This is a genomic window from Roseococcus sp. YIM B11640 (assembly GCF_049727625.1).
Taxonomy (GTDB): domain Bacteria; phylum Pseudomonadota; class Alphaproteobacteria; order Acetobacterales; family Acetobacteraceae; genus Roseococcus.
The window spans coordinates 23328-40121 of record NZ_JBBJOZ010000007.1; the positions used below are offsets into that span (position 1 = coordinate 23328).

Consider the following 16794-nt stretch of genomic DNA (forward strand, 5'->3'; position numbering starts at 1 on the left):
GCGCTATCAGGCGCCCAACGTCTGGAGAGCCCGCCCATGATCACGCGCCGTTCCGCCCTGGCCTTCCCCACGCTGGCCCTGCCCGCGGCCGCCCTCGCGCAAGGCGGTTGGGCTCCGACGCGCTCCATGCGCCTCATCGTTCCCTTCGCGGCCGGCGGGGCGACGGACGTCATGGCGCGCATCATCGCCGAGCGCCTGGGCCAGATGCTGGGCCAGCCCTGCGTGGTGGAGAACCGGCCCGGCGCCGGCGGCAATGTGGGTGTCGAGGTGGTCGCCAAGGGCGATGCCGATGGCCATACGCTGCTGATGTGCACGATCGGCACCGCCAGCATCAACCAGTTCCTCTACCCGCGCCTGCCCTTCGACCCGGTGAAGGACCTGACCGCCATCGCGCTGGCCTCGCTGGTCACCAATGCCGTGATCGTGAACCCGGATGTCCGCGCCACCAGCATCCGCGAGCTCATCGACCTCGCGAAGCGCGACCCGGGCGGGCTGAACTACGGCACGCCGGGCAACGGCACCTCGGGCCATATCTGCGGCGAGTACTTCAAGAACCGCACCGGCACCGACATGGGGCACGTCCCCTACCGCGGCACGGGCGCGCTGATCCCCGACCTGCTGGCCGGGCGCATCCAGCTCACCTTCGACAACCTGCCCGCCTATATCCCGCACCTCCGCGAAGGCCGCCTGCGGATCCTGGCGATGACGAGCAAGGAGCGCTGGTTCGCCATGCCGGAGGTTCCGACTGTCGCCGAGAGCGGCGTCGAGAATTTCGAGGCGGTGGCCTGGTTCGGCCTCCAGGCTCAGGCCCGCACCCCGCGCCCAGCCATCGACCGGCTGACGGCCGCGGTGCAGGAGATCTGCCGTGAGCCCGCGACCATCGCGAAGTTCCGCGAGCTCGGCGCCATGCCCTCGCAGCTCGGCGGCGCCGATTTCGACCGCTTCATCGCGGCCGAGAACGAGAAGTGGGGCGGCGTCGTGCGGGCTGCCGGCATCCGGCTGGAGTAACGCCGCCTTACTATACTATCTTACCATCTTACTATCTTACCGTTCCGCGACGTGCGCCGGTTTCGGACAAAATCCCAACCCGGCCCCGGCGCCTGGGTTTAGCCTCCGGGAACAACGCCCGGAGGAATCCCATGGCCGACAGCTATCTCACGCTCTCTCCCTATCTCGTCGTGAAGGACGCGGAGGGGGCGCTCGAATTCTACCGCAAGGGCCTCGGCGCCGAGGAGCTGTATCGCCTCCGCGAGAAAGGCTCCGACCGCATCGGGCATGCGGAGATGACCATCCACGGCGCGCTGTTCATGCTCTCCAGCGAGTTTCCGGAGATGGGCGCCCTCGGCCCCCAGGGCATGCCGCCCATCCGCCTGCATCTGATGGTGCCGGACGTGGACGCGGCGCTGGAGCGCGCGGTCGAGGCCGGGGCCACGGTGATCCGCCCGCCCACGGACGAATTCTACGGCCACCGCCAGGCCAGCTTCACGGACCCGTTCGGCTACATCTGGATGCTGAGCAAGGAGTTCGAGAAGGTCTCGCCGGAGGAGATGCAGCGGCGATACGACGCGATGATGGACGAGCTGGCCGCCAAGAAGCCGACCAACGCCGCGTGATCCCGGATTTCTAGGAAGATCGTCCCAGAAAGTCAACCGCTTTCCAGGATCGCGCGGCCGCAGAGCGTCCGGCGCCGCCTATAAGCCAAATGCCGCCGGGCGAGCCGGCGGCGCCTGGGGCGAAAGAAAATCGAAGATCGCTATGCGATCTTCGAAGCGATCCAGTCCTTCATCTGGCCGCGCGGCATGGCGCCGACCTTGGTGTCGACCGGCTTGCCGTCCTGGAACAGGATCATCGTCGGGATGCCGCGCACCGAATAGTTGTTCGGCGTCATCGGGTTGTCGTCGATGTTGACCTTCGCGACGGTCAGCTTGCCCTGATACTCCTGGGCGATCTCATCCAGGATCGGCGCGACCATGCGGCAGGGGCCGCACCATTCGGCCCAGAAATCCACCAGAACGGCGCCCTTCGCCTCCAGCACATCCTGCTTGAAGCTGTCGTCGCTCACGGCCTTGGTCAGTTCGCTCATGGGATCCTCGAATTCTGGTGAGGGGAAAGGTCGTGTCGCTCCCCCGCTTGGTCAAGCGGGCGCGTGCCGATCCAGGAGATCGGGCGGCAAGGGCATCACACGCGGTCCATAGGTCCAGACCAGCGCGCAATCCACGGCCCGGCCCGGATAGGCGGCGCGCAGCACGGCCCGGTAGGCCGCCATCTGGCGCAGATAGGCCGCCGGAGCCGCTTCCGCCAGCCGGGGCGGAGGGCGGTTGGTCTTGAAGTCCAGCACCAGGATGCGGTCCGGCGAGACCACCAGCCGGTCCGCCTGGCCCAGGATCAGGCGCTCGCCGATGCGTCCCGCCAGGGGCGCTTCGGCCAGGCTGCCGGGGCCGAAGGCGGGGGCGATGGCGGCATCGGCCATGACCGCCAGCGCCTCGGCGAGGATCTCCTCCTGCTGGGCGGCATCCAGCCCCTGGCCCGGGCGGGCCAGGAAGGCGCGGCCGGCGGGCTCGCGCATCTCCCCCGGCAGGTCGGGCAGGGATTGCAGCAGCGCATGGATCAGGTTGCCGCGCCGGAAGCGGCGGCCCAGCGGGTCCCCCGGCGCATGGGGCGCGGCGGCGGCGAGGTCCGGCACCTCGTCCTCCATGTGGGAGGGCGTGGCGACGCGCGGCCCCTCGAAGAGGCGGGCGGGAATGCGCGCCCAGGCGGGAAGCGGCGGTGCCTCGGCATCGGCGGGGCGGGAATCGTCGCGGCGCGGGTCGGATTGCGGGGATTCGTGGCGCAGCAGCGGGCCGTTCGCGAAGCCGGCGGAATCGGCGCCCCAGCCGGCGGGCTCGAAGGGGCGCTCCTCCAGCGGGACCAGGCGGCGGAAGCCGGATTCGATCTTGTGGTACCAGCAATCGGCGGCCGGCTTGCGGCTGCGGTGCCAGCCGCAGACCAGCAGCCGGTCCTCGGCGCGGGTCAGGGCCACGTAGAGCAGGCGGTTGCCCTCCTCCGCCTCGCGGCCGGCGCGGGCCTGCTCGGCGGCCAGAAGCTCGGCCGTCTCGAAGCCCTCCTTGCGGGGAGCCCAGAGCGGCAGGCCGTCATCCGTCCAGCGCAGGCCCTGCGCGCGGGGGGGCGCCCCGGTGGTGTCGGGCAGGATGACGATGGGCGCCTGGAGGCCCTTGGCGCCATGCACCGTCATGACGCGCACGAGGTCCGCGCCCGTGTCCGGCTCGCGCTTGATCTCGGCGGCCGAGCGCCGCAGCCAGTGCAGGAAGCCCTGGAGCGAGGCGGGATGCGCCGCCTCATGCGCCAGCGCGGCGTTCAGCAGCTCGTCCAGCGGGTCCGCCGCATCGGGGCCGAGGCGTGCCAGCAGGCGGGCGCGCCCGCCGCGCTCGCCCAGCATCTCCGCGATCAGCGCGTGCGGCGGCAGGTGGTCGGCGCGGGCCGTCAGCTCGGCCAGCAGGCCGGCCGCCCGGCCGATAGGCGTCTCGGCCCCGCGCTCGGCCATCAGGCGGGCGTGCAGCGTGCCGGGGCGGCCATGGGCGAGGGCGAAGAGCGCCTCCTCGTCCAGCCCGAAGATCGGCGATTTCAGCGCGGCGGCGAGCTGCAGGTCGTCGCGCGGCAGCAGGATGGCATCGAGCGTGGCGAGGACGTCCTGCACCGCCAGCTGCTCCACCAGCACCATGCGGTCCACGCCGCCGACGGGGATGTTGCGGTCCTTCAGCGCGCGGACGAGCTGCGCGAGGAAGGCGTTGCGCCGCCGCACGAGGATCAGGATGTCGCCTGGCCGTATGGGGCGGCCCTGCGCCGGGTCGCCGTCATGGCGCGCGGGCAGGCGCTCGTGGCGGATCATGTGGTCGATGCGCGCGGCGAGAGCGAGGGCGAGGCGCGCATCGGGGCCGGATTCCGACAGCAGTTCTTCGGGTGCGTCCCATTCCGGCGGCGCCTCGCTTTCGTCGGCGGATTGCAGCGGCCAGAGCTCGACGAGGCCGCCGGCGCCTTGCCGGTCGGCGAGGTGCTTGAGCGGCACGTCGCCCGTCACCACGCCCGCGCGTGCCGCGCCCTCGGCGAAGACTTCATCCACCAGCGCGAGCACGGGCGGCGCTGAGCGGAAGGACACGTCCAGCGTGACGGGGCGGAACTTCTGATCCGCGCGCTTCACGGTGGCTTCGAACTCGGCGGAGGCGCGCGGGAGCCCGCCCGCGTCCGCGCCCTGGAAGCCGTAGATGGATTGCTTCACGTCGCCCACGGCGAAGATGGTTCGGCCCGTGGCCGTGCCCTCGCCGGTGAAGAATTCCGCGGTGAGCGCGCGGGCGATGCCCCATTGCGCGGGGTTGCTGTCCTGCGCCTCGTCGAGCAGCACGTGCTCCAGCCCGCCATCGAGCTTGTAGAGCACCCAGGCCGCGCCCGGGTCGCGCAGCAGGCGGCCGGCGGCCTGGATCAGGTCGTCATAGTCGAGGCGCCCGATGCGCTCCTTGGCGGCGCGGAACCGCTCCAGCACCGGCAGGCCGAGCAGGATGGCCGCCTGTGTCGCCTCGAAGAGGTTGAGGGCGTTCTGGCTGGCCTCGGCCGCGCACAGGCGCTCGCCCTCGGCGGTGAGAATGGCCTGGATCTCGGCCTGGCCCGCGCCCGCATCCTTGGTGGCGAAGCGCTTCCGCACCTCGCGTTTCTCCGTCAGGAAGATCGCGCACCAATCGAGGCGCGCCGCGACACGCGCGGTGCCTTGCCGCGCGAGGAAGCCGCGCATGGCCTCTCCGCGCTGCTGGTCGTTCGCGTTGCGGCTGGCGAGCAGCAGCGTCGCGGCGCGGGCGAGCGCGGACTCGTCCGGCGGATGCGCCATGGCATGCGCGATCGCCTCGGCATCGTCCGTCTCGCCGAGGCCCAGGCGGCGGCGGATGCGCAGCAGCAGCGGCATGGGCCCGCCCGCATCGGCCATGGCCTCGCGCAGCCGCGCTTCCGCCTGCCGCAGCTCCTGCGTCAGATCGCCCAGCCGCTGGCTGGTGGCGTAGGTCGCGAGCAGCGGCAATTGCTGGTGGCCGGGCAGCACGGCCTCGCGCGCGGAGGCGAGCTCGGAGGCGGCGTCCATGTCCTCCAGCACGGTGAAGCCGGGCGAGAGATCCGCTTCCAGCGGGAAGCCGCGCAGCAGGCTCTGCGCGAAGCCATGCAGCGTCGCGATGCGCATGCCGCCGGGCAGCTCTAGCACGCGGGCGAAAGCGGCGCGCGCGCGCTCGACCTGTTTCGCGCCCGGCGCGGTGCCGAGCAGGCGATGCAAGTCGCGCTCCAGGGCATCCGGCGTGGCGATGGCCCAGTCGCCGAGGCGGCGGTTGAGGCGCGTCGCCATCTCGGCGGCGGCGGCCTTGGTGAAGGTGAGGCAGAGCAGCCGCTCCGGCGCCGCGCCGCCGAGGATGAGGCGCAGCAGGCGGTCCGTCAGCAGCTTGGTCTTGCCCGAGCCCGCCGAGGCCGTGACGAAGGCCGAGGCTGCCGGATCGGAGGCGAGCCCCTGGTCGTGTTCAGCCTTGTCCCGCGCGGCACTCATTCGCCATCTCCCCCCGCCGACCATTCCGCGAAGCGGGCGAGGTGGCGGTAGTCGATCGCGGCGCGGCGGCCGGGATGCGGGTTGGCGGGGAAGGCGCGCGTGCCCAGCAGGAAGCCGTCGGTCAGGCGGTTCAGCGCATCCTCGGCCGCGGCGATGGCGGCGGCGACATCCGCGTCGATGGGCTTCACGTCGCCCGGCTCCAGCGCGCCGGTGAGGCGCCAGTATTCCAGGATGGAGACGGGGGCGGCGGGCAGCTCGCGAAAGGCGCCGCGCTCGGCCAGCAGGGCCTCGAGCGGCAGCTGCGGCGCGGTGCCGGCACGCACCTCCTCCTTCGACGGCACGGTGCCTGATTTGTAGTCGAGGATCCGGAGCGAGCCATCCGCAAGGCAGTCGATGCGGTCGGCGCGCGCCTCCAGCGTCACGCTGCCGCCGGGGCGCCGCACCTCCCATTTCGCGGCGAGCTCGGAGAGCGTCCGCGCGATCAGCGGCCTGCGCTGCGCCTCCATCGCCTGCACGAATCCTCCCACGCGCGCGAGGCGCGTGCGCCACAGCGCCTCGACGGCGGGGCGGAGCGCGGCTTCCTCCAGCGCGCGGGCGGCGGCGATGTCCCAGACGCGCGCGGCTTCCTCCTCGCCCGGAAACGGCGTGGGCAGCGCGGCGAGGAAGAGATGGATCGCGCGGTGGATCAGGTTGCCGTAATCGGCCGCGCCCGGCTCCTGTTCCAGCGGGTCGAGCGCCGAGAGGTTCAGGATGCGCCGCGCGTAGAAGCCGTAGGGATCGGCGATGAGCATGGCGACGTCGCTCAGCGTCAGCCGGTGCGGGCGCGCCTCGCGCGGCGGGCGCGGCGCGGGCGGCGGGCAGGGGCGCGGGTTCGGCGCGAGGTCGAGCAGCGGTCCCCAGGCGGCGCAGGGATCGGCGGGCACGGAAAGCCCGCGCCGCTGTCCGGCGAGGAAGGTGTCGAGCCGCGTGAGCCAGCGCGCCGGCACGCTCGGGCTGCCGCCGCGCCGGCTGGCGCGCGAGAGCACGACCTGGCGCGAGGTCGTCGCCGCCAGCAGGAAATCCGCCGAGACGCGGCCGATGCGAAGCTCGGGCGAGGGCAGCCCGAATTCGCGCCGCATGGGGCGGCTCATCCAGGGGCCGGGATCGGCGGCCTGGGGCCAGATGGTCTCGTCCAGCGCGCCGAGCACGACGTGGTCGAAGCCGAGCAGGCGCGCCTCCAGCAGGCCCAGGATCTCGACCTGCGGATGCGCGGAATCCGGCCTGCCGCGCGAGATGCGCGGGGCGCGCGTGGTGCCCTGCGCCAGCGCGGCCTCGAAGAGCGTGGGCCATTGCTCGGGCGGGATGGGCGGCATGGCGGCCATGGCGGGCGCGAGGTCCGCCAGGTGCCGTGCGAGCGCCTCGCCCTCGGCCTGGGCGTAGAGGCGGATGCCGCCGGGCAGCGCGGGGGTGGAGGCCAGCGCCTCCGCGGCCGCCAGATGCTCGGCCAGCAGGTCGGCGGGCGGGCGCAGCACGGTGCCGGGCAGCGCCTGGAAGGGGCCAAGCGCGGCTTCCAGCGCGTCGAGCAGCGAGGCGATGCGCGGTGCGTCCTCGTCGCGCAGGCGCGCCTTGGCGAGCTCGGCGCGGATGCCCGCGATGCCGGTGCCCGGGGCCGGGCCGCGCAGCAGCCGCGCCTCCATCAGCTGCGTCGCGGCCAGCAGTTCGCCGCGCTCCCAACCTGCCGCGCAGAGCGGGTGCTTGAGGACGGAGAGCAGCGGCACCGGCCCGCATTCGCCCGCCGCGAGATGCGCGATGAGGCGCAGGAAGGCGCCCGGCGGCGTGTCGGAGAGTGGCTGGCCCGCGCTGTCGTCGGCCAGGATGCCGTGGCGCGGCAGCTCGGCCGCGACGCGGCGGGCGAGGTCGCGGTCCGGCGTCACCAGCGCGGCGCGGATGCCTGGCGTCTCCAACGCGCCGCGCAGCGAGAGCGCGATGGCCGCCGCCTCGTGCTGGCTGCTCGTGCCCTCGATGCGCGTGACACCGTGAAGCGCGGCTTCCCAGCGCGCGGGGGCGCGGTCCTGCCAGGCTTCCAGCGCGCCGGCCGGCAGCAGCGCGGTGCCGAGCAGGCCGGCGCGACCGGATGGCGCGGCCTCGGTCCAGGGCCGCGCATCGCCGGCCCGCGCGCCCATGCGGCGCAGCATGGCGCGCTGGCCCGCGAAGGGATGGGTGGGCGCCTCGTCCAGCGCGTCCTCGCCGAGCCGCGCGGTCGCCTCGTCCTCGCCGGGGAGGACGACCGCACCTTCGGGCAGGCGCGTCGCGATGATGCGCAGCAGGTCGGCGGCGGCAGGGATGGTGCCGCCGAGGCCGATGCCGGCCGCGATCACCGCATGCTCCGGCGGCTCGCGCTCCCAGGCCTCGCGCTGCGCGCGCAGCGCCAGCACGCGGCGCACGCCGATGTCGAGCAGCCCCTGCTCCGAGAGCCAGTCCTGCCAGGCCTCCACGGCGCCGCGCAGGAAGAGCGTGGTGATCTTCCAGTGGTCGGCCAGCGCGTCCGGCGCCAGCGCATCCAGCCGCTCGAGCCAGAGATGGCCGAGGAGGGCGGGGTCCTCCGGCAGGGGCTCCGCTTCCTCCAGCGCGATCTCGTCCAGCAGCTTGCCGAGCTCGGCGCCCAGCGCCCAGGCGTGCTCGGCGGTGCGGGGGCCGCCATGGGCGCGGGGCCAGCGCATGGCGAAGCCGGCGAGCACCGCCTGGCGGCGCAGCGGGTCCACGGCGGGCGGCAGCCGCAGCAGTTCGGGCAGCGCGAGCTCGTCCGCGTCCTCCACGGAAAGCCCGGCCAGCGCGCGCATGCGCGGCAGCAGCAGGGCGGGCGCCTCCACCTCGCGCAGGAAGGCAGCCTGCAGCGCGCGGGCGGCGCGGCGCGTGGGCAGCAGGATGGTCGCCGCCGCCAGCCGCTCTCCCGCGCCCAGGCGCGCCAGGGCGCCCCGTGCCAGCGCCGGCAGGAATTCCTGTCCGGCGGCGATGGCGAAGAGCTTCACAGCCAGCCGGTGCCCCGCCCGTCGCGCAACCGCCGCTCGGTGCGGGCAAGATCGGGCGGGGTGGAGATGTGGAACCACTCGCCGTCATGCACCAGGCCGTAGAGGCGCCCAGCCTCGATGGCGCGGTCGAAGCAGCGGTTGAGGCTGAAGCGGCCCTGCGGCTCCGGCGCCATCAGCGCGGGCGACATGACCTGCACGCCGCCGAAGAGGAAGGGCGCGATCTCCGCCCCCTGGGGGCGGCGCAGCCGGCTTTCGCCATCGAGGAAGAAGTCCCCGCGCCCCACCTCGCCCTCCACCTGCGTGGTGCGGATCAGCAGCAGCAGCGCGTCCATGCGCGCGGGGTCGAAATGCTCGGCGAGCAGGGAGAGCGCGGGGCGCGGGCCGTCGAGCCAGAAGGCATCGCCATTCACCACGGCAAAGGGCTCATCGCCCAGGCGCGGGAGGGCGAGGCGCAGGCCGCCGCCGGTTTCCAGCAGGTCCGGCTCCAGCTGCAGGCGCAGGCGGGGCGGCGTGCCCTCGCGCGCCGCCAGCGCGGCCGCGACCTTGGGCGCGCACCAATGCGCGTTGACCACCGCTTCCTCCACGCCCGCCTCCGCGAGCCGGTCCAGCGCATGGTCCAGCAGCGAGCGGCCGAGCAGGGGCAGCAGGGGCTTGGCGGTATCCACCGTCAGCGGCCGCATGCGGGTGCCGAGCCCCGCCGCCAGAACCATCGCCCGCTTCACTTCGGATTGGCCCGCAGGTTCTGCGGCACGTGCCGGTCCAGGAACTCGCGCAGCGGCGCCGTCGCGGGGTGCTCGAGCGCGCGCGCCAGCAGCGCCCAGCAACGCGGCCCGTGCGCGAGGTAGTGCGGCTTGCCGTCGCGCCGGTCGAGCCGCACCCAGAGCGCCGCGACGCGCAGGTGCCGCTGCGCGCCATGCGCCGCCATCGCGGCGTCCAGCGCCGCGCGCTCCACGGTGCCGCGCGCGGCGAGGTATTCGCGCACCACCGCCTCGCGCAGCGCGGGCGCCACATCGCGCCGCGCATCCTCCACGAGCGAGACGAGGTCGTAGAGCGACTGGCCCACCGCCGCATCCTGGAAGTCGATCACGGCCATGCCGCGCGGCGTCGGGATCAGGTTCGCGGGGAAGAAGTCCCGGTGGACGATGCCCTGGCCCGCGAAGGGCGCCAGCATGTCCCGGATCGCACCGTCCAGCTCCGCCCGCACCGCGTCGGAGGGCGGCGCGCCGAAGACCGCGGGCCACCACCAGTCCAGGAAGGTCGCCGCCGCCGTGCGCGACTGCGCCTCGGCGTCCCAGGCCGGCAGGCCCTCGGGCGGCGGGGCGGCGTGCAGGCGCGCCATGCTGCGCGCGGCATCGAGATACAGGGGCAGCGGATCCGCGCCGGCATCCAGCGCCTCAGCCATGCTGGCGGTGCCGAGATCCTCGACCAGGGCCAGGTTCTCGGCCTCTTCCACGCCGATCACGGCGGGGGCCGGCACGCCGATCGCCTCCAGGTGGCGCGCCACGCGGAGGAAGGCCGCGAGGTACTCATCGTCCGGCGTCTGCATCAGCAGCGCACGGCGCGGGCCGCCGGTCAGGCGCGTGTAGCGCTTGGAGGCATCCGCGGGCAGCGCCTCGTGCCGGGCCGCGCCGAAGCCGTGGACGTCGAGAAAGCGCGCGCTCATGCCAGGCGGCCCTCCCAACCCTCGATCAGCGCCTCGCGGGCATCCTCGCTGTCGCCCGGGGCCAGGGTGACGCGCAGCGCGCCCCGGGGGGCCAGCTTGCCCAGCCGGTCCGGCCATTCCACCAGCACGATCCCTTCCCGTGCCTCGTCCCAGCCGAGCTCGGCCAGGCCGCCGGGGCCTTCCAGCCGGTAGAGGTCGTAGTGATGCGCCATGATGCCGCCGGGAAGATCGTAGGATTGAACGAGGGTGAAGGTCGGGCTCGGCACCTCCAGCGCCGGGTCGCCCGCCGCGAAGCGCAGGAAGGCCCTGGCCAGGGCGGATTTCCCCGCCCCCAGCGGCCCTTCCAGCAGGATGGCGTCGCCCGGCCGGGCCAGCCCGGCCAGGCGGGCGGCCAGGGCTTCCGTCGCGGCCAGGTCGGCGAGAATCATCTGCATGCCCCCCCATCTTGCCGCCCGGAGCGCGCGCGCGCAAAGGCTGGACGAGGGGATCAAAGGGAGGCATGCGAGGACCATGAGCGAGATCATCCAGACCGACGTGGCCATCATCGGCGCGGGGCCCTGTGGCCTCTTCGCCGTCTTCGAGTGCGGCATGCTGAAGATGAAGAGCGTCGTCATCGACACGCTCGAGGAGATTGGCGGCCAGTGCGGCGCGCTCTACCCCGAGAAGCCGATCTACGACATCCCCGCCCATCCGCAGATCGCGGGCGCGGCGCTGATCGAGCAGCTCGCCAAGCAGGCCGAACCCTTCGCGCCGCAATTCCTGCTCAACCAGCGCGTCGAGAAGCTGGCGCCCAACGAGGCCGGCTTCCTGCTGGAGACGAGCGCGGGGCGCCAGGTCCAGGCCAAGGCCGTGATCATCGCCGCCGGTGCGGGCGCCTTCGGCCCCAATCGCCCGCCGCTGGAGGGCCTGCCGGGCTACGAGGCCTCGGGCGGCGTGCGCTACATGGTCACGAAGCGCGAGGAGTTCCGCGGCAAGCGCGTCGTCATCGCGGGCGGGGGCGATTCGGCGGTGGACTGGGCGCTGAGCCTGAAGGACATCGCGAAGGTCACCGTGGTGCACCGCCGGCCGAAGTTCCGCGCCTCGCCCGAGACGGCGGCGCAGCTCGAGGCCGCCGCCCAGCGCGGCGAGATCGAGGTGGCCATCCCCTATCAGCTTCACGGGCTTTCGGGCGACGGCGGCAAGCTCGACGCCGTGATCCTGGCCACGCTGAAGGGCGAGGAGAAGCGCGTGGAGGCCGACCACCTGCTGGCCTTCTTCGGCCTGTCCATGGAGCTCGGCCCCATCGCGGAATGGGGGCTCGGCCTCGACCACAGCCACATCAAGGTCGATCCCGCGACCTGCATGACCAACATCCCCGGCATCCACGCCATCGGCGACATGGCGACCTATCCGGGCAAGCTGAAGCTCATCCTGCAGGGCTTCTCCGAGGCCGCGATGGCCGCGCACGCCATTCACCCGCGCGTCTTCCCCGGCGAGGCGCTGCATTTCGAGTATTCGACGAGCAAGGGCGTTCCCGCCGAGTGAACCCCGAGGAGCGCAACGCCCAGTTCGGCGAGGCTGGCGCGGATGCGCGCCGCTACGCGCCCGCCGCCGCCCGAAACCGCGAGCCGCTGCTGGAGGTGCTGCGCGGCGTGCTGCCGGGCGCCGGGACCGTGCTCGAAGTGGCCTCCGGTTCCGGCGAGCATGCGGTGCATTTCGCGGCCGCGCTGCCGGACCTCACCTGGCAGCCGAGTGACCCCGACGAGGGAGCGCGCGCCAGCATCGATGCCTGGGCGAGCGAAACGGGGCTGGCCAACATACGCCCCGCCCTGGCGCTCGATGCCGCGGCCTGGCCCTGGCCCGTGGAGCGGGCCGATGCGCTGCTCTGCGTGAACATGATCCACATCGCGCCGTGGGGCGCGACGCTCGGCCTGCTGCGTGGCGCGGCGGCGATCCTGCCGCGGGGTGCGCCTCTGGTTCTCTACGGGCCCTATATCCGCGCGGGCGTGGCGACGGCGCCGGGCAATCTCGACTTCGACGCCAGCCTGCGCGCGCGCAATCCGGCCTGGGGGCTGCGGGCGCTGGAGGATGTGGCCGGCGCGGCCCAGGGCTTCGTGCTGGACCGCGTGGCGGAGATGCCGGCCAACAACCTGACGCTCGTCTTCCGGCGCAGCCTCTGAACGGCTGCTTCACCGCCTCGGCGTTTCCGCCGAAGCGGATCAGACGCTAGGCCGGAACGCTCTCCGCTGCGCGCCGCGTCACCAGCTGCGCGAAGGGGCTCTGCGGCTTGGCCGCCAGCCGCTCCGCCGCCAGGGCCTGGGCGAGCCCCCTCTGACCGCCGCGCAGCGCGGCCTCGAGCAGCGTGAGGTCAATGACGTCGCGCTGCGCGTGGCTGCCGCCGAACATCGCCGCCCGGCTGCGCACCATGCGGAGCGCGCGGATGGCGGCGTCGTAGCTGCCCTCGGAAAAGGCGCGGAAACCCAGCATCAGCGGCAGCGCGACCTCGCGCGTCGCGCGGGCATTGTCGCCCGTGCCGCGCGCGGCCTCGCCGGCGCCATCCAGCGCGGCGTGCACGCGATCCGTCCGCCCGGCGCCGAGATAGGCCATCAGCGCGTGCAGGTCGTTGAAGCCGTAATGGCCGGGCTGCCAGATGGCGTCGAACCGGTCCGCCAGGCGGGCCCAGTGCCGCTCCAGCTCCACGCCCCGCAGCTGCAGGCGCCAGAGCATCGCGGCCATGTCCAGCAGCTCGAGCATGATGGGCGGATCGGCGCCGAGGATGGGGCCGTCCAGCAGGGACTGAACCTCCGCGATCTCGCCGCGCTCCAGGTGATAGAGCGCGAGGTGCCACCAGTTGTGCACGGCGAGGAAGCTGCCCTCCGACCAGCTCGCGACATCGCCGCGCAGCCAGGAGATGCCCTCCGCCTCGCGGCCCTGCATCTCCAGCACATGGGCCACGGCGTGGCGCGCCCATCCGTCGCGGCGCTCGAGCTCGATGGCCTGGCGGCCGGCGCGCTCGGCGGGGGCGTAGTCGCCCGTCTCCTCCAGCCCGAAGGCCAGCATGCCCTGCATGGCGTGGTAGCCGGGGCGCGCGGCATCCCAGGCCGGCATGGCCCGGAGCAGGCGGTCGCGCAGCATGCGGGAATGCCCGGTGAAGAAGTCGATCTGGTGGCCGCCGAGCAGGGCCAGCAGGTCGCGCGGATGGTCGATGCTGACATCCTCCATGATGCGCGAGGCTTCCCACCAGCGCCCCTCGGCGAGCTGCGTGAGGGCGGCGAGGTGGCCTTCCTCGCGGGCGGTGCGCGGCAGGGCGCGCACGGCGTCCAGCGCCTCGCGCGCCGGGGGCAGCGCCTGCGGCTCGGTGGAGAGCAGCAGCATCCAGGCCTTCAGCAGATGCGGCATGACGAAGTCCGGCCGCGCCTCGATGAGGCGGTCGGAGCCGCCCAGCGGATCGCCCGCATAGAGGACCGTTTCGGCCAGGAGGGCGTTCCATCCCTCGGCGGTGTCGGACGAGGCGCCGGAAAGCGGCTGCCCGTGGATGTCTGCGGTGGTCATGGGCGGATCCTCAGGGTTACTGCCGCAGGATGGTGGTGGCGCGGATCGCGTCGCGATTCTCGGCGGCCCTCAGGCCCATGTCGTCGAGAATGTGCTCGTCCATCCCGGCCATCAAGCGTCGTGTCTGCTCGCGCGCCCGCAGATGGAGGAACAGGGCGCGGGCGCCGAGCCAGCCCTGGCTGAGCAGGTGGAAGAACCGCCCGGCGGCGGGCAGGGCGAGGGGCGGATCCTGGGCAGGGGCGGCCGGCATGAGGTGCGTCTCCATCTCGCGGCGCCGGGACGGGCGCCCCTGGCCTGTGGAGCTTGCGTCGATGGCGCGTGAATCCGGTCAAGCTAGACCGCGCCCTGTCGCGGTAGCATCGCGCCTCCGTCGCGTTCTTGTCGCCGCGCTGCCGGCCGGTTCCCGGTCAGAATCCCAGCGCGGCGGCAAGGCTGCGCGGATCGAGCTCCCGCATCACCGGGTGCGGCGAAAGCGCCGAGCCGGATGCGGCCTCCAGCAGCCGCAGCGCGGCGGCGGCGAGCGGCGCCGGCTTGTGCGCCGCGCGCGCCAGCCCGTCCAGGAAGGCGAGGCCCGCCGCCGTCTCCTCCAGCGAGGGCGTGGCCTCGGGGAGGCCGCCTTGCTCCTCGATCAGCTTGAGGATGGGCGGCAGGGCGCCGCAGCCCATCGCCCTGGCCATGGCATCGCGCTCGGCCGCGAGGCCCAGCACGAGCCGGCCGACCGCATGCGCCAGGCCCGGCGGTGCCAGCAGCCGCGCCGCGCCGATCAGCGGCGCGGGTTCCGCCAGCGCGGCGCCGAGGACGCCGGCCAGCGGTTCCACGGGCAGGCCGAACAGGCCATCCAGCCTCGCCATCAGCGCCGCCTGCTCCACGGGCGCCAGGGCGCCGAGCCAGAGGCGCGGCCGCACCGCCGCGACATGCAGGCCGCCGCCGGGCTCGCGCCGCGCTGCCAGGGGCGGCACCGGCAGGGCGCCGATTCGCGGGGTCAGGCCCCGCGCGGCGACGAGGTCGCGCAGCAGCAACGGCGCCAGCGCGCCGGGCGGGGCGAGGAAGACGTCCGGCGCGCCGACCAGCACGGCGGCGAGGCGATGGAGCAAGGGAGGGATGACGTGGCCCGGCATCGCGACGAGAAGCGCGTCCGCGCCCTCCACGGCGCGGCCGAGATCGGCCGCGATGCGGATCTTCCAATGGCCCTCGAAGGCACCGCGCGTCCGTAGCCGGTCACCGAGATGGCGCGTGCCGCCGCCGCGCGGCGACCAGAGCGCGACGTCGTGCCCGCGATAGGCCAGGAGGCCGGCCATCGCGCTACCCGCCGGCCCGGCGCCGAGAATGCCGACCCTCATCACCCGAAAAGCCCCCCGATGGCGCCAGAGTGCCCGGGGCCCCTTTCCCCGGCAATCTCTGTCATACAGGATTCGCGAGGTCGTCATTGCCCTGTTGCGGGGCGCAGGATAGCGGGAAGGAATGAACGCAGAGGTCGCAACCAGCCCGCGGGCCCTGGCGGGCCGCCTCAAGCGCGGCGGCCCCATGCTCCGGCCGCTGCTGCCGGGGCGCCATTGGAACGACGTGCTGGGCGACCGGCCGCTCGGCGGGCGCTTCCGCGCCTTCCGGCGCATCGCCTCGGTGCTGGTCTTCACGCTCCTGTGCATCCCGGTGCAGGCGGTGCTGATCCAGCTGCCCGGCCGCGGCTCCCGCCACCTCGCGCGCTTCTACTTCCGGACGCTGTGCCGGCTCATCGGGCTGAAGCTGCGCGTCATCGGCACGCCCTCGGCCCAGGACGGGACGCTCTTCGTCTCCAATCACACGTCCTGGCTGGACATCCTGGTGCTCGGCGCCACGGTGGAGACCTGCTTCGTCTCGAAGGCCGATGTCGCGGACTGGCCGCTGATCGGCTGGGTGGCGAAACTCGGACGCTCCGTCTTCGTCAGCCGCAGCCGGGGCCGCACGGGCACCGAGGCGCAGGAGATCCGCGCGCGGCTGGAGGCGGGCGACAGCCTTGCCCTCTTCCCCGAGGGCACGACGAGCGACGGCTCGCGCGTGTTGCCCTTCCGCTCCTCCTTCTTCGCGGCGGCGGGGGCGGCGCAGCACATCCAGCCGGTGACCATCGTCTATGACCGGCTAGGCGGCCTGCCCATGGGCCGGCGCGACCGGCCGCTCTTCGCCTGGTACGGCGACATGGAGACCGGCAGCCACGCCTGGCGCCTGCTGCGCCGCACGGGTACGCGCGCCACGATCGTGATGGAGGAGGGCTTCGCGCCCTCCACGCAGCCGGACCGCAAGCTTCTCTCCGCCACGCTGAGCCGGCGCATCACGGAGACGGCGGCGGCGCTGCGGCAGAACCGCGACATTCCGCGCTAGCCCCGTGCCGCAGCGCAGCACGGGATTTGATTGCAACCTGGGCGAGCAGGGACCAACCTAAACCCGACGCAATGATGCATCGGAGGAGGAAGTCCCCATGATCATCCAGAGCATCCTGCGGGACAAAGGATCGCAGGTTATCTCCGTCCGCACCGGGGATTGCGTGGCTTCGATCTCCCGCACGCTCGCGCAGCACAGGATCGGCGCGGTCCTGGTGGTGGAGCCGGATGGCACGGTCCTGGGCATCGTCAGCGAGCGCGACATCGTGCGCGCCATGGCCGGCGTGGGCGAGGCGGTGATGAACATGACCGCGGGGCAACTCATGACCCGCGTCCTGCACACGGTGACGCCGGGGAGCACCGTCCAGGAAGCGCTCCGCCGGATGACGGAGCACCGCGTGCGCCATCTGCCGGTGCTGGGCGAGGAGGGCGGCCTTGTCGGCCTGGTGTCGATCGGCGATCTCGTGAAGGCCCGCATCGCCGAGGCCGAGCAGGAGACGGAGGAGCTGAAGCTCTACGTCGCGACGGCGGGCTAGCCCTTTTAGCCCCGGGGCGCGTCAAAGCGGCTTCGGGCCTGCCTGCCGCGCGGGCAGAACGCGGTGCGTGGCGCTGGCGCGCCGATGGTGGCGGGCTTGCATCCCGCCGGGGCCTCGGCTGATGATCCCGGTC

15 protein-coding genes are annotated in these 16794 nt (G+C 73.3%); 6 read left to right on the forward strand and 9 right to left on the reverse strand.

The window, feature by feature from the left end; genetic code table 11:
- The first annotated feature begins 36 nt into the window (after positions 1–36).
- Positions 37–1008 carry a Bug family tripartite tricarboxylate transporter substrate binding protein gene (locus WJM96_RS21565; RefSeq protein ID WP_424814625.1) on the forward strand — a complete coding sequence of 324 codons (972 nt, stop codon included), beginning with the start codon at positions 37–39 and terminating at the stop codon, positions 1006–1008.
- 131 nt (positions 1009–1139) lie between these two features.
- Positions 1140–1613 (forward strand): VOC family protein, encoded by a 474-nt coding sequence (locus WJM96_RS21570; RefSeq protein ID WP_424814626.1) that lies wholly within the window; start codon positions 1140–1142, stop codon positions 1611–1613.
- A gap of 140 nt (positions 1614–1753) precedes the next feature.
- On the opposite strand, the gene trxA is transcribed toward WJM96_RS21570, so the two are convergent.
- From trxA to tsaE, 6 genes are read right to left on the reverse strand one after another with little or no spacing between them, the layout of a single operon-like run.
- A complete protein-coding gene (trxA, locus tag WJM96_RS21575; RefSeq protein ID WP_424814627.1) occupies positions 1754–2083 on the reverse strand; it encodes a thioredoxin TrxA in 330 nt (109 codons plus the stop codon).
- Positions 2084–2134: 51 nt separating this feature from the next.
- Positions 2135–5569, reverse strand: a complete 3435-nt coding sequence (gene addA / locus WJM96_RS21580; protein ID WP_424814628.1) for a double-strand break repair helicase AddA — start codon at positions 5567–5569, stop codon at positions 2135–2137.
- Positions 5566–8577 carry a double-strand break repair protein AddB gene (gene addB / locus WJM96_RS21585; RefSeq protein ID WP_424814629.1) on the reverse strand — a complete coding sequence of 1004 codons (3012 nt, stop codon included), beginning with the start codon at positions 8575–8577 and terminating at the stop codon, positions 5566–5568. The genes addA and addB overlap by 4 nt, the downstream gene beginning before the upstream one ends.
- Positions 8574–9287: a nucleotidyltransferase family protein gene (locus WJM96_RS21590; RefSeq protein WP_424814630.1), complete on the reverse strand. Its 714-nt coding sequence runs from the start codon at positions 9285–9287 to the stop codon at positions 8574–8576. The genes addB and WJM96_RS21590 overlap by 4 nt, the downstream gene beginning before the upstream one ends.
- An 8-nt stretch (positions 9288–9295) precedes the next feature.
- Positions 9296–10240: an aminoglycoside phosphotransferase family protein gene (locus tag WJM96_RS21595; protein ID WP_424814631.1), complete on the reverse strand. Its 945-nt coding sequence runs from the start codon at positions 10238–10240 to the stop codon at positions 9296–9298.
- The gene (gene tsaE / locus WJM96_RS21600; RefSeq protein WP_424814632.1) at positions 10237–10674 is read right to left on the reverse strand and encodes a tRNA (adenosine(37)-N6)-threonylcarbamoyltransferase complex ATPase subunit type 1 TsaE; all 438 of its coding nucleotides are present in this window, start codon (positions 10672–10674) and stop codon (positions 10237–10239) included. Before tsaE ends, WJM96_RS21595 begins: the two co-directional genes overlap by 4 nt.
- Positions 10675–10750: 76 nt before the next feature.
- Here tsaE and WJM96_RS21605 point away from each other — a divergent pair, with 76 nt between their 5' ends.
- Entirely contained in the window at positions 10751–11764 is a 1014-nt protein-coding gene (locus tag WJM96_RS21605; protein WP_424814633.1) for an NAD(P)/FAD-dependent oxidoreductase, read from the forward strand.
- Entirely contained in the window at positions 11761–12399 is a 639-nt protein-coding gene (locus WJM96_RS21610; RefSeq protein ID WP_424814634.1) for a DUF938 domain-containing protein, read from the forward strand. The genes WJM96_RS21605 and WJM96_RS21610 overlap by 4 nt, the downstream gene beginning before the upstream one ends.
- A gap of 46 nt (positions 12400–12445) precedes the next feature.
- On the opposite strand, the gene WJM96_RS21615 is transcribed toward WJM96_RS21610, so the two are convergent.
- The 3 genes from WJM96_RS21615 to WJM96_RS21625 all read right to left on the reverse strand — a co-directional run bounded on the left by WJM96_RS21615 (position 12446) and on the right by WJM96_RS21625 (position 15111).
- Entirely contained in the window at positions 12446–13771 is a 1326-nt protein-coding gene (locus WJM96_RS21615; RefSeq protein ID WP_424814635.1) for a tetratricopeptide repeat protein, read from the reverse strand.
- Positions 13772–13787: 16 nt separating this feature from the next.
- A complete protein-coding gene (locus WJM96_RS21620) occupies positions 13788–14036 on the reverse strand; it encodes a hypothetical protein (RefSeq protein ID WP_424814636.1) in 249 nt (82 codons plus the stop codon).
- Between the two features lie 142 nt (positions 14037–14178).
- On the reverse strand, positions 14179–15111 hold the full coding sequence (locus WJM96_RS21625) for an NAD(P)-binding domain-containing protein (RefSeq protein WP_424814637.1): 933 nt from the start codon (positions 15109–15111) through the stop codon (positions 14179–14181).
- Positions 15112–15232: 121 nt separating this feature from the next.
- Between WJM96_RS21625 and WJM96_RS21630 the strand changes: the two genes are divergently transcribed.
- Positions 15233–16126, forward strand: coding sequence for a lysophospholipid acyltransferase family protein (locus WJM96_RS21630; protein WP_424814638.1), 894 nt, complete (start codon positions 15233–15235; stop codon positions 16124–16126).
- A 97-nt stretch (positions 16127–16223) separates the two neighbouring features.
- A complete protein-coding gene (locus WJM96_RS21635) occupies positions 16224–16661 on the forward strand; it encodes a CBS domain-containing protein (protein ID WP_424814639.1) in 438 nt (145 codons plus the stop codon).
- The last annotated feature ends 133 nt before the right edge of the window (positions 16662–16794 follow it).